Annotated in this window: 8 protein-coding genes; all 8 read left to right on the top strand. The window is 48.4% G+C overall.

What is annotated here, in order from left to right; translation table 11 throughout:
- Nucleotide 1: 1 nt before the first annotated feature.
- The 8 genes from SCB77_RS09265 to SCB77_RS09230 are packed head-to-tail and all read left to right on the top strand — an operon-like array spanning nt 2 to nt 13441.
- Entirely contained in the window at nt 2–1402 is a 1401-nt protein-coding gene (locus SCB77_RS09265) for a glycoside hydrolase family 140 protein (RefSeq protein WP_320186148.1), read from the top strand.
- Nucleotides 1402–2322 (top strand): glycoside hydrolase family 43 protein, encoded by a 921-nt coding sequence (locus SCB77_RS09260; RefSeq protein ID WP_320186147.1) that lies wholly within the window; start codon nt 1402–1404, stop codon nt 2320–2322. The genes SCB77_RS09265 and SCB77_RS09260 overlap by 1 nt, the downstream gene beginning before the upstream one ends.
- 2 nt (nt 2323–2324) lie before the next feature.
- Nucleotides 2325–4148: a sialidase family protein gene (locus SCB77_RS09255; protein WP_320186146.1), complete on the top strand. Its 1824-nt coding sequence runs from the start codon at nt 2325–2327 to the stop codon at nt 4146–4148.
- Complete coding sequence (locus SCB77_RS09250) at nt 4148–5581, top strand: sialate O-acetylesterase (RefSeq protein ID WP_320186145.1); 1434 nt, start codon at nt 4148–4150, stop codon at nt 5579–5581. The genes SCB77_RS09255 and SCB77_RS09250 overlap by 1 nt, the downstream gene beginning before the upstream one ends.
- Nucleotides 5582–5593: 12 nt before the next feature.
- On the top strand, nt 5594–8362 hold the full coding sequence (locus SCB77_RS09245) for a glycoside hydrolase family 2 TIM barrel-domain containing protein (protein ID WP_320186144.1): 2769 nt from the start codon (nt 5594–5596) through the stop codon (nt 8360–8362).
- An 18-nt stretch (nt 8363–8380) separates the two neighbouring features.
- Complete coding sequence (locus SCB77_RS09240; RefSeq protein WP_320186143.1) at nt 8381–11119, top strand: alpha-L-rhamnosidase; 2739 nt, start codon at nt 8381–8383, stop codon at nt 11117–11119.
- Nucleotides 11120–11128: 9 nt separating this feature from the next.
- On the top strand, nt 11129–12271 hold the full coding sequence (locus tag SCB77_RS09235; RefSeq protein WP_320186142.1) for a sialidase family protein: 1143 nt from the start codon (nt 11129–11131) through the stop codon (nt 12269–12271).
- 18 nt (nt 12272–12289) lie between these two features.
- A complete protein-coding gene (locus SCB77_RS09230) occupies nt 12290–13441 on the top strand; it encodes an iron-containing alcohol dehydrogenase (RefSeq protein WP_320186141.1) in 1152 nt (383 codons plus the stop codon).
- Nucleotide 13442 lies beyond the last annotated feature (1 nt).

Here is a 13442-nt window from a genome sequence, read left to right as displayed (position 1 = left end):
CATGATGATGAGTAAAAAACTGGTACCGATTCTTTTGGCCGGCGCACTGTTTTCTTGCACGGCAAAACAAGAAAAACAAGAACTCACGGGGTTGAAGATCTCAGAAAATGGCCGCTACCTCGCGACCGAAGAAGGAGATCCTTTCTTTTGGCTTGGTGATACCGGATGGCTTTTATTCAATAAGTTAAATCGTGACGAAGCAGAAGTGTATTTAGAAGATCGTAAGAACAAGGGCTTTAATGTAATTCAGGCGATGGTACTGCATACTGTTCCTTCTGTCAACGTCTACGGCGATTCATCTATCATCAATAAAGATATCGCACGCCCGTTGGTCACTGCGGGAAGCAATCCCGATGTGGCCGAAGAATATGATTATTGGGATCATATCGATTACATCATCGATAATGCTGCCGACAAAGGCTTGTACATGGCCCTTGTTCCGGTATGGGGATCCCCGGTAAAAGATGGAAAGGTATCGCCGGAGCAGGCAAAAGTGTACGCCCGTTTTCTCGCCGAGCGCTGGAAGGACAAAAAAAATATTATCTGGCTAAATGGGGGCGATATCAAAGGTTCCGACTCGATTGCCGTATGGCAGGAAATCGGTAAAACCATCAAATCCATTGATGCCAATCACCTGATGACCTATCACCCTCGTGGCCGCACTGCTTCATCCGATTGGTTTCACGATGCGTCTTGGTTGGATTTCAACATGGTGCAGTCCGGTCACCGACGCTACGATCAAGATACCTCGGCTAATGAGGTTAAACATTACGGCGAAGATAACTGGAAGTTTATGCAGGCCGACTGGAAGCGTAGCCCCGTAAAACCTACCATCGATGGCGAACCTTCCTATGAAGGTATTCCACAAGGCCTACACGATATCAAAGAGCCTCGTTGGACAGCCGACGATGTGCGCCGATACGGCTATTGGTCGGTCTTCGCGGGCGCTTTCGGCTACACGTATGGACAAAACTCGGTGATGCAGATGCATGCGGCAACGGACACTAGCACTGCCTATGGCTCCAAGGAGTTGTGGACGGCGGCATTACAAGCGCCCGGGGCATCGCAAATGAAATACCTGAAAGATCTTATGCTCTCCCGCGGACATTACTTTGAGCGTGTTCCCGATCAGAGCATCATCGCCGAAGCGGGAGACAAATACGATAATTTGTTGGCCACGCGTACGGATGACTATGCCTTTATCTATACCTACAACGGGCGGGAAATCGCGGTGAATATGGGTAAAATCAAAGGCGATAAAGTCGAAGCTTCTTGGTTCAATCCTCGTAACGGAGAAACAAAGGCTATCGGCAAGTTTGATAACCAAGGCGTGCAGCGCTTTAAGCCCGAAGGCCAGCAGAAAGATGGCAACGATTGGGTGCTGATATTAGATAGTATATAATGAAATTTTTAATAAAGGCTTTAGTTTTTGTGTTAGTAACATCCCTCTTGGCATCCTGCCAAAGGGATGTTTACCTGTTCACGTCCTTTCGTGAACCGGCCAACGAAGGCCTTCGTTACCTGTATAGCAAAGATGCCTATCATTGGGAGGAAGTGCCGGGCGTGTTTTTAAAGCCAACTTTGGGCACACAGAAAATCATGCGTGACCCCTCCATGTTGCGCGATAAAAAAGGTGTTTACCATTTGGTATGGACCATCGCCTGGAAAGGCGACAGCGGGATTGGCTATGCGCGATCAAAGGATCTTATACACTGGGAAGACGAAAAGATCATCCCCGTGATGGAGCATGAGCCTTCCACCGTAAATGTTTGGGCCCCTGAGCTCTTTTATGACGAGCAGGAAGATCGTTATGTCATTATCTGGGCGTCGACCATTCCGCATCGTTTCCCAAAAGGAGCGGAGGCCGAAGACAACAATCAGCGGATGTATTACACCACCACGAAGGACTTCAACAACTTTACACCAACGAAGCTCTTTGCTGATCCGGGATTTAGTATTATCGATGCGGTGATCGTTAAAAAAGATCGGGATGGCTATGTGTTGGTCTTGAAAGATAACACACGGCCAAACAGAAATTTGAAAGTTGCCTTTGCTGACAACGCCCTCGGACCTTTTGAACAGGTATCCACGCCATTCTCTGATTACCTGACAGAAGGGCCAAGCGTAGTGAAAGTAGGCGGCCAGTGGTTGATCTATTTTGATTCCTATGGCAGCAAAAGCTATGAGGCCGTGGCAACTACCGATTTTAAACATTTTGAAAAGGTAAACGAAAAGATCGTTGTACCTGAAGGACATAAACATGGAACGATCTTTAAAGCGTCGAAAAAGGACCTGAAAAGATTGTTAAAAGGAAAGGACTAGTAGTGAAATCGAAAATAATTGCTTTGCTGATGTTTGGTGCCTCATCAACAGTGATGGCGCAGGATACAGTAAAATATGTGGGGGAAACATTGTCCAACGTGGACTACCATCATGGACAGCTGACGCCAGCCGTGGGGACGCACAATATACAGGTTTTCCGTGCCAACCGCGAGTTTCCGGCACTGGCCGGAGGGCATGGTTTTACCTACAACCACCAGCCATTTTTGGCCTATTGGAACAATACCTACTACCTACAGTTTTTGAGCAACCCCATTGGCGAACATATCGCCGAAGGGAAGACGCTGCTATTGACTTCCAAGAACGGCTACGATTGGTCTCAGCCGCAGGAACTCTTTCCGCCTTACCTCGTTCCAGAAGGTTTTACCAAGCCGGAGCGTACCGATAAAGCGGGCAAAAATCTACACGCCATTATGCACCAACGCATGGGCTTTTATACCGCTAAGAACGGTAAATTGTTGACAATTGGCTACTATGGCGTGGCCCTGGATGCAAAGGACGACCCCAATGACGGAAATGGTATCGGCCGCGTTGTCCGCGAGATCAATAAAGATGGCTCTTTCGGGCCAATTTATTTTATACGCTTCAACAGTTCGTTCAACCAGAAGCTCGCACAATATCCCTTCTACTCCAAAAGTAAGGATAAAGCCTTTGTCGCGGCCTGCAAAGAGCTGATGGAAAATCCGCTGATGATGCAGCAGTGGGTAGAAGAGGCCGACCGGAACGATCCTTTAGTGCCCTACCACCGTCCGATCAAAGCATTTGCCTACTATCACCTTCCAGATGGTCGCGTGGTTGGTTTGTGGAAACACGCCCTAACATCCGTCAGTAAAGACAATGGAAAGACTTGGGATTATACCCCATTGCGCGCGCCCGGTTTTGTCAACAGCAATGCCAAGATATGGGGACAGAAAACCAGCGACAATAAATATGTAACGGTATACAATCCGTCCGAATTTCGTTGGCCGCTAGCCATCTCTACCAGTGCGGACGGTCTGCGTTACACCGATCTACTGTTGGTAAATGGAGAGATCAGCACCATGCGCTATGGCGGAAATTACAAATCCTATGGCCCGCAGTATGTGCGCGGCATCCAGGAAGGAAATGGTACGACTCCAGGCAGCGATATGTGGATTACCTACAGCATGAACAAAGAGGATATGTGGGTCGCAAAAGTCCCTGTTCCTGTTGTTTCTAGTGTAGAAAAAAATGTAAATGACGATTTTGTAACGAATGCGGCGGAAGCCTACAGCCGTTGGAATATTTATAGCCCGCTTTGGGCCAGTGCAACCGTTGAGGGCAAAGAGCTGCTGCTGCGCGATAAAGACCCTTTTGACTATGCAAAGGCCGATCGTGTGATCCAATCGGCCAAGAAAACGAAGATAACATTTAGCATATCGCCCAAGCAGGCGGATCATGGCCTGTTGGAGATCGAGCTGACCGATGATAGGGGGCAGGCAGCCTGTCGCCTGATCTTCGACAAAGACGGGCAGATAAAAAATAAAGCCGGCTATAGAAATGCAGGCGTGCAGTCCTATAAAGCAGGTGAGCAATACCAGATTACGCTCATCGCGGACGTGTCTACGCGCTCTTTCCAACTGGCTATCAATGGACAGGATAAAGGCACGAAGCTGTTCTTTCAGCCCGTGGCAAACATCAACAAGGTATCGTTTCGTACAGGCGAAGTACGACGTTATCCAAATGCCGATACCCCTACCGATCAAGATTATGATGTGAAGGATGCCGGAACTTCGGTTACCGAAGCCGCTTATGGTATCTCCTCGTTGCAAGCTGAAAAATTGAACTGATGAAAGGATTGGCCCTCGCAATAGGAATGTTTTGGATCGCGTTATCGGCACATGCGTCGGTCGTGCTTCCCAATATATTTGCAAATCACATGGTGTTGCAACAGCAACAACCCGTGGCCATTTTTGGAACAGCTCGCCCCGGTGAACAGGTGACGGTGCGTTTCAACGGACAGACGAAAAAATGCCAAGCCGATGCCGAAGGAAAATGGAAGCTGATGCTGTCGCCCATGAAGGCCAATGCCCAAGGGCAAACTTTGGAAATTCGCGGGGATAATACCATCCTGCTAAACGATGTGTTGATCGGCGAGGTATGGCTCTGTTCGGGGCAATCCAACATGGAGTTCCAAATGCGTAAGTTGGAAAAACTACCGCAGGATGGACAGCGCGATAATTTTCCGAAAAATGCCGTCAAGCAGGCCAATAATCCCAATATCCGCTTGTTTTTGGTGCGACACAAGTTTTTGGCGAAGCCCGATAGCAGCTATGCTGGATGGAGCATCGCACAGGATTCCGCACTGCGGCAGTTCTCTGCTCCAGGCTATTTTTTTGCCAAAATGCTGCAAGAGAAGCTTGGCGTGCCGGTGGGCATTATTTCTTCCGCTGTAAGCGGTAGCCGTATTGAACCCTGGATAGCCGAAGAAGCCTTTCAACAAGAACCTTATTTTAGCGGTAAGAAGGTCGGTGGCGACCCAGGCAAGTTTTTCGAATCGATGATCGCTCCCCTCGCACCCTATACGCTCAAGGGATTGCTCTGGTATCAGGGAGAAACCAATGTGTTTCTAAAAGAAAATATCGACTATGCCTATAAATTCAAGACGCTGATCAAAAGCTGGCGTAAGCTCTGGAACGAGGATAAGCTCCCCGTCTATTTTACCCAGATAGCGCCCTTTCAATACTCCTTGGACGAGAAAGGGAAAGAGCGTATGGCGCGTACAGTCTTGCCCGAGTTTCGCGAAGCACAGGATCTTTTGTTGCAGTTGCCGCATACGGGACGTATTGTGACCACGGATCTGGTTGATGATGTAAAAGATCTACACCCTACCGATAAATGGGACGTAGGCGCGCGTTTTGCAGCACAAGCGCTCCGCAAGACCTATCACCTACCGGTTACCGCAGATGGGCCTGAACTGGCCAAAGTGCAGTATAGAAACCACAAGGCCGTCGTTCATTTCAAGCATGCCGATGGATTGCGGGTAGCCGATGGTAAGCCGATTGTGGGGTTCGAAGTGGCGACAGCCGATGGACAATATGTTGCCGCTTCAGCACGGATTGTAGGCAAAACCATTGAGCTTGTGCATCCCGCAAACGAAAAGATCAAGCAGGTTCGCTTCGCCTGGGACGAAGCAGCCCAGCCCAATTTGCAGAATGCCGCGGGCATACCGGCACTGCCCTTTCGAACAGATAACCCTTATAAGAATCTTAAAATAAAATAAAGCATGCCGCATATGAAGTTTTATACCCGTATTTTCCTGTACAGCCTACTCCTTACCTTTGCTGGCCGCACGATGGCCCAGGAATCGGTAAAGCAATACCTGTCCGGAAAAGGGAAAGATGATGGCATCCTGTGGGATTTTAAAGTGTCCGAAGGCATGAAGGCCGGTGAATGGACCACGATTCCCGTTCCGTCCAACTGGGAGCTCCAAGGCTTCGGAAAATACAATTATGGTTTCAATAAAGAGGCGGATAAGGGGAAAGAGATCGGAAGCTACAGACATCGTTTCACCGTGGATCGCCGTTGGAAGGACAAACAGGTAAATCTGGTTTTCGAAGGAGTCATGACCGATGCGCAGGTGAAGGTAAACGGTAAATTGGTGGGCACGCCACATCAAGGCGCTTTCTACACCTTTTCCTACGATATTTCCAAGTTTCTACAGTGGGGCAAGGAGAATCTGCTCGAAGTAGAGGTCGCTAAACATTCAGCCAATAAATCCGTCAATGCGGCTGAACGCGAAGGCGATTTTTGGGTGTTCGGCGGTATTTTCAGACCCGTATTTTTGGAGATTCTGCCGAAGAACCACATCGAACGCCTATCGGTCGATGCCAAAGCCGATGGATCACTGCGCATGAAGCTACACACGAAAGGAACAGCCGATGCAGTAGCCGTGCAGCTTTACGATGCCGAGGGCAAAGCCTTTGGTAAGCCCATACACCAAGCCGTGCAAGGAGCGGAAACCTGGGTCGAAGGGACGTTTGAAAAGCCAGCACTTTGGTCGGCCGAATTTCCCAATCTATACAAAGCAGAGGTGATCCTCTCGCAAAAAGGAAAAGAACAGCACCGTATCCATCAACAGGTAGGTTTCCGGACGATTGAGGTACGCCAACGTGACGGCGTATACATCAATGGGCAGAAAATAAAATTTAAAGGCGTAAACAGACATTCCTTTCATCCAGAATCGGGACGTACAACGAGCAAAGCATTAAGTGTCCACGATGTATTGCTGATGAAAGAGATGAATATGAATGCCGTCCGTATGGCGCACTATCCGCCCGATAGCCATTTTTTGGACGTTTGTGACTCGCTTGGACTATATGTGATGAATGAATTGGGGGGCTGGCATGGGCATTACGATACGCCAACGGGCACGAAATTGCTGAAAGAGATGATCCGCGTGTCCGAAAACAATCCCTCCATTATCTTTTGGGCAAATGGCAATGAAGGTGGGCATAACCCAGAGCTGGATGCGACATTCTTTGAACAGGACATACAGAAACGACCGCTTATCTATCCTTGGGCCGTATATGGAGGGTTCGAAACGACCCACTACCGCGAGTACAATTACGGTATCGGTACGTATGACCATGGTCATAATATCGTGATGCCTACCGAATTTCTGCATGGTATGTATGATGGCGGACATGGTGCAGGCATTGAAGATTATTGGAAAGCTATGTGGGCCAATCCTCTGTCGGCAGGAGGCTTCCTGTGGGACTTCCAGGATCAGGGTATAAAACGCACCGATAAGGGCGGTATATTGGATACTGATGGCAATCGAGGAGCCGATGGCATCGTTGGTCCTCATTATGAACGGGAAGGAAGTTTTTACACCATAAAAGAGGTGTGGAGTCCCATCTTCTTCGAAAAAAGGGAAATGACTGCTGCTTTTAACGGCGAATTCACGATTGAAAACCGCTATGCCTTTACCAATACTGCAAACTGTAGCTTTAGCTATGAACTAAGCAAGCTGGAAGGAACTTCGGCGAGTTCAAAAACTGGCACTATGGCTTCTCCAAATATTGCACCCTATGCCAAGGGGATACTAAAGGTTGATCTGCCGGCAGATTGGCACAGCTACGATGCGCTGTACATCAAGGCCAACGATAGCAATGGCAAGGAAATATTCACCTGGAGCTTTCCGATAAGCCTGCCCAGCCGCATTGCGGCGACGAAGCTGAAAACCGCTGGTGATAAAGTGGAAGCGCAGGAGACCGCAGATGCCTTTTTGGTACAGGCTGGCGGCATCCACTATCGATTTGATAAGACGACCGGCCTGTTAGAGGAAGTGAAAAACGGAAAAGGATTGATTCCTTTTGGCAAAGGCCCCGTATTGCAGGAAGCGGTAAACAACTACAAGTCGTTCAGCATGCGTCGTCTCGCCGATACCTTGATCATCGAATCGGCTTTTGATAAAAAAGAAAGCTACAATACCCTGCAATGGACAATCTATCCTTCCGGCCAGTTGAAAATGCACGTGCAGTATTTTCCGGAAAGCTACTTCACCCGTTTTGTGGGGGTAAATTTTGATCTGCCTGAAAAGGAAATCGAAGGCGTGGAATACATGGGGATGGGTCCATACCGAGTATGGAAAAACAGAATAAAGGGTAACCGTTTCGGTATATGGGAAAAAGCCTACAACGATGTTGCGACCGGCGAAGTGCCTTTCGAATATCCTGAATTTAAAGGATACCACGCCAATATGTACTGGGCGACATTTAAGCTGAAATCACAATCATTTCGTGTTTTTACCGACCGGGAGGATGTCTTTTTACGCTTGTACACTCCAAAGGAACAACAGGATACCGATTGGAAAAATATGGAACCAACCTTCCCTTCGGGTGATATCTCCTTTATGAACGGTATCTCGGCCATTGGTACAAAAACACAAAAGCCGGAGACCACAGGCCCTATGGGCATGAAGCATGTGTACTACGATTTCGAGAAAGAGCCCATACGGGCATTACATATGCAACTGTATTTTGATTTTTCTGGGCAGTAGACCGCAAAGCGAATAAAGATGAATGTGCTGAAATATCTGTTAATCCTTGTCTGTACCCTGATCCTTGTTGATCTGCGGGCTAGTACGCATGTGCGCGATCTGCGTTGCGAATTGCTCGATAATCCACAGACCATCGATAAACAACAGCCTCGCTTGAGCTGGAAAATCGAAGCATCCGAAAGGGCCGTAAAACAAACTGCATACCACATTCTTGTCGCTTCATCCTTGGAAAAGCTAAACCAAAATGTGGGTGATCTTTGGGACTCGGGCCTAACGAAGTCGTCCAATAGCATCAGTGCCTATTATGCCGGCAAAGGACTTTCATCCCGCGAAGCGGTATTTTGGAAAGTAAAGGTGTACACCAATAAGGGCGAATCTTCTTGGTCAGTTCCTGCATCTTGGCGCATGGGCCTGTTGTACTATAAAGACTGGCTGGGGCGTTGGATTGGTTTCGATAAATATTTTCCCTCCGACAACAAAGATTCCGGACAGCTCTCGGCACGTTACTTTAGAAAGGAGTTCACCCTGCGTAAACCCCTGAAAGAAGCAACGGCCTATATTATGGGGCTGGGTCTATATGAACTTTACATCAATGGCAAAAAAGTGGGCAACCAAGTGCTTGCGCCATCGCCGACCGACTATACAGAAAATATCAAATACCATGTGCATGATGTCACCGCCCTGATCCAAGAAGGACCGCAGGCTATAGGTGTTATATTGGGCAACGGCCGTTTTTATGCCATGCGGCAGGCAAAGCCTTACAAGGTTAAGACCTTCGGCTTTCCCAAAATGCAGATGCAGCTTATGCTTACCTATTTGGACGGGAGCACAGAGGTGGTCAAGACCGATGATAGCTGGAAGGGCACTGCTGGCGGCCCTATCACGGCAAACAATGAGTATGATGGAGAAAGCTATGACGCTCGTAAGGAAATGTTGGGATGGGCAAATGCCGGATTTGACGATGCAACATGGATGAAAGCCGATTACGTGCAAGAGCCTGGGGGGCGCTATGAAGCCCAGCTTAATCGTGATATGAAAGTGATGCAGGACATTGCTCCTGTAGCGATAAGCAAGAAGGGAACAGGTCGGTATATCTTGGATTTCGGCCAGAATTTCTCGGGTTGGGTAAAGATGCGGGTGAAAGGTATTGCGGGCACGGCCATTCGGTTACGCTTCGCCGAGTCGCTCCAGGATGATGGAGAGCTCTTCACCGAAAATCTGCGTGATGCCAAAGCGACGGATCTGTATATTCTTAAAGGCGGTGATCAGGAAGAGTGGGAACCGCGTTTTACCTACCATGGATTCCGTTATGTGGAAATAGATGGCTATCCCGGCGATCTGCAAAAGCAGGATTTCGTGGGCCGTTTTGTGTATGATGAGATGGCCAGTATCGGCACTTTCCATTCCTCCAACGCGCTATTGAATAAAATTCACCAAAATGCCTGGTGGGGCATTGCATCCAATTACAAGGGTATTCCAGTAGATTGCCCGCAACGCAATGAACGGCAGCCTTGGCTGGGCGATCGACCGACGAGTGCCTATGGGGAAAGTTTTCTTTTTGATAATACGCTGCTCTACGAGAAATGGCTCGAGGACATCCGCTTGTCACAAAAGGAGGATGGAGCCATCCCGGATGTAGCACCGGCGTTTTGGCGCTATTACAGCGATAATATCAGTTGGCCCGGTACATACCTCTTTATTGCGGATATGCTCTACCAGCAGAATGGAGATGTCCGTGTTTTGGAAAAACATTATCCAGCCATGAAGAAATGGATGGCCTACATGCGTTTGCGGTACACCGACAAGGACGGTATCCTCACCAAGGATAGCTATGGCGATTGGTGCTTTCCGCCAGCCAGTATCGAAGAGGGACGAGGCAAAATCGCCGATAAGAAATATCCCAGTGCTTTAATTTCTTCGGCGTTCTATTATCATCTGTTGCATACCATGCAACGGTTTAGTGTGTTGACGAATCAGGCGCAGGATACTGTCGAATATGCTGCGCAGGCTATGCAGTTGAAGAAAGATTTCAATAAGCGCTTTTACAATGCCGCTGGATATTATGGTAGCAACAGTTTGACCGATAATCTCTTGGCGATGTATTTTCAACTTGTAGAAGAAGAAAACAAGGATCGGCTAGCGGCGCGCATTGTGGAGATTATAGCGCAGGAAAATAAGGGACACCTCAGTACGGGCGTGGTCGGTACGCAGTGGATCATGCGTACGCTCACCGAAATGGGCAGGGCAGATCTAGCCTATACATTGGCAACAAAAAAAACATACCCTTCTTGGGGATACATGATCGACAACGGAGCGACCACCATTTGGGAGCTTTGGAACGGCAATACGGCACATCCTAAGATGAATTCGCAGAACCACGTGATGATGCTGGGCGATCTGTTGATCTGGTATTACGAAAATTTGGCCGGGATTAAATCGGGAGATCATGCGTTCGAGTCGATTGTGATGAATCCAAGCTTTGTGGAAGGTCTACAGCATGTCGATGCAAGCTATGAAAGCTTGCACGGCTTGATCCGCTCTTCTTGGAAAAGAGACAAGAAACAGCTTTTGTGGAAGATACATATTCCGGCAAACAGCAGCGCACGTGTATCTATGCCCACAGCGGCATTGGACGCTATCACAGAACGTGGCAAGAAGCTGGACAAGGTTGAGGGCATCCACTATTTAGAAACAGAAAAAGACCAGGTCTTGCTCGAGATCGGCTCTGGCGAATACGAATTCAAGATCAAACAATAGGATATGATAATGGATAAACGAATAGCGACGGTTCTTCTTTTGTTGTTGTCCCTGATGGGGGCAGCACAGGAGAATGCGCTTTACAAATGGCGAAAAGGGATTGTCAAGGATGAATTTATCTATGAGAAAGCAGCTTTTCCGTCCTGCCACTCCGCCACACTGGCCGAAACGCCCAACGGATTGGTCTATGCTTTTTTCGGGGGCACGCGCGAGCGGCATCCCGATGTAGAAATCTATACCTGTCGATTTGAAAACGGAGCTTGGACACCTCCGGTTTCTGCCGCCGACGGTGTGCAGGAAGATGGCAGTAGGTTGCCTACCTGGAATCCGGTGCTGTATCAAGTGCCCGGGGGCGAGCTTCTGCTATTTTATAAAATCGGCCCTAAGCCTTCGGAATGGTGGGGAATGATCAAGCGTTCGCACGATGGTGGCAAAACCTGGTCTGCCGCAGAAAAGCTTCTCGAAGGTTACATTGGCCCAGTCAAGAATAAGCCTGTGTTACTAGCGAATGGTAATTTAATAGCGCCGACCAGCACCGAAGGAAATGGCTGGAATATTCATTTCGAAATCAGCCCCGACTTTGGTAAAACCTGGCGAAAGGTAGGGCCGATAGCACGGGGGGAAGACAACCTGAACGCCATACAACCGAGTATTCTGGATCATGGTAACGGCACATTACAAATACTGGCACGTAGCCGTAACTGGGCCCTTGTTGAATCTTGGTCGACAGACAATGGAGAAACTTGGTCGCCGTTAAAGAAAATCAGCCTTCCAAACAACAACTCGGGCACGGATGCTGTAACCATGAAAAACGGTACACATGTACTGGTGTACAACCACGTACTGCCACCGAAAGATAATCCAAAGGGAGCACGCACACCATTGAATGTTGCGGTATCGAAAGACGGTAAAAATTGGGATGCCGTATTGATCTTGGAAGATTCGCCGATCAGTCAATATTCGTATCCTGCCGTTATCCAGACGCAGGACGGCATGCTTCACTTTGTCTATACCTGGAGAAGGCAAAAAATGAAGCACGTGGTGGTAGACCCCAGCAAACTGAAGCGAAGAAAGATAAAAAATGGTATTTGGCCAAAAGTGAAGGGCTACAGCTTGCCTAGCTTGGAAACCTACAAAGCCGAAGAAGAATAATAACACGAAAAATAAACAATGTCAGCAGCGCGTATGTTAAAGATTAATTTTCCGGGGAAGCTCGTTTTTGGAAATGGAGTGCTAGCTCAGCTTGCAGAAGATGTGGTTGCGCAGGGTAGCAAAACGGTCATCATTATGACCATCAAACCTTTGCTGGAATCCTTGGCCGATTTTTTTGCCCATCTAGAAGGAAAAGGTGTCGAGCTGCTCGTCGATACAACCATCGAGCAGGAGCCTTCATTCGCTGATTTTAAAAATATTTTGGAGCAATATAGACCCGTGCAGGCTGATACCGTCATCGGTATTGGAGGAGGCAGCGTCTTGGATGTCGCCAAGCTCGTTGCAGCACAGCTGAGTGGCAGCCAATCGCTGGAAGAAATTGTGGGTAATGGGCTGTTACAAGGAAGATCCGTCCGCCTGATCTGCGCCCCAAGTACGGCCGGAACAGGAAGCGAGGTTTCTCCAAATGCCATTTTGGTGGATGATGATAATCAGAAGAAAGGCATTATCAGCCCATTTTTGGTGCCTGATGCGGTGTATGTCGATCCATTGCTGACGCTCGGTGTGCCGCCTGCCATCACAGCGGCAACGGGCCTTGATGCGTTAACACACTGCCTGGAAGCCTACACCAATAAATTTTCACAGCCTTTTATTGATATGTATGCCTTCGAAGGTATGCGTCTTATCGCGGCTAACTTGGTCGAGGCGGTGAGAAACGGGAAAAATGAGCAGGCGAGGAGCGAAGTGGCTATGGGAAGCATGTTGGGTGGATTCTGTTTAGGACCTGTCAATACCGCTGCGGTGCACGCGTTATCCTATCCTTTAGGCAGTATGTTTCACTTGCCACATGGACTTTCCAATGCGCTGCTATTGCCTTATGTGATGGAGTTCAACTACAGCGCTGCGCCTAAGAAATATGCCGAGGTCGCTATTGCGTTGGGTTGTTCCCGGCAAGATAGCGATGAAGAAACCGCCAAGGCCGGTATTGCCAAGGTACGTGAGCTTATCGAAGCATGTGGTATACCAGCACGTTTGCGGGATGTGGATATTCCGAAAGAAGCTATTCCACAGATGGCTGAAGATGCCCTCAAGATAACAAGACTACTAATCAATAATCCGCGAGAAGTCACTCTGCCGGATGCTATAAACCTATTTAATGCGGCCTATTAAC

The sequence above is a fragment of the Sphingobacterium bambusae genome (genome assembly GCF_033955345.1).
Classification (GTDB): Bacteria; Bacteroidota; Bacteroidia; order Sphingobacteriales; family Sphingobacteriaceae; genus Sphingobacterium; species Sphingobacterium bambusae.
This window is presented reverse-complemented; position numbering and strand designations above follow the sequence as displayed.

Excerpts from the sequence above, each read along its gene's own strand:
- SCB77_RS09265 (WP_320186148.1), top strand. The coding sequence starts at position 2 with ATGATGATGAGTAAAAAACTGGTACCGATTCTTTTGGCCGGCGCACTG.
- SCB77_RS09260 (WP_320186147.1), top strand. The coding sequence starts at position 1,402 with ATGAAATTTTTAATAAAGGCTTTAGTTTTTGTGTTAGTAACATCCCTC.
- SCB77_RS09250 (WP_320186145.1), top strand. The coding sequence starts at position 4,148 with ATGAAAGGATTGGCCCTCGCAATAGGAATGTTTTGGATCGCGTTATCG.
- SCB77_RS09245 (WP_320186144.1), top strand. The coding sequence starts at position 5,594 with ATGAAGTTTTATACCCGTATTTTCCTGTACAGCCTACTCCTTACCTTT.
- SCB77_RS09240 (WP_320186143.1), top strand. The coding sequence starts at position 8,381 with ATGAATGTGCTGAAATATCTGTTAATCCTTGTCTGTACCCTGATCCTT.
- SCB77_RS09235 (WP_320186142.1), top strand. The coding sequence starts at position 11,129 with ATGGATAAACGAATAGCGACGGTTCTTCTTTTGTTGTTGTCCCTGATG.
- SCB77_RS09230 (WP_320186141.1), top strand. The coding sequence starts at position 12,290 with ATGTCAGCAGCGCGTATGTTAAAGATTAATTTTCCGGGGAAGCTCGTT.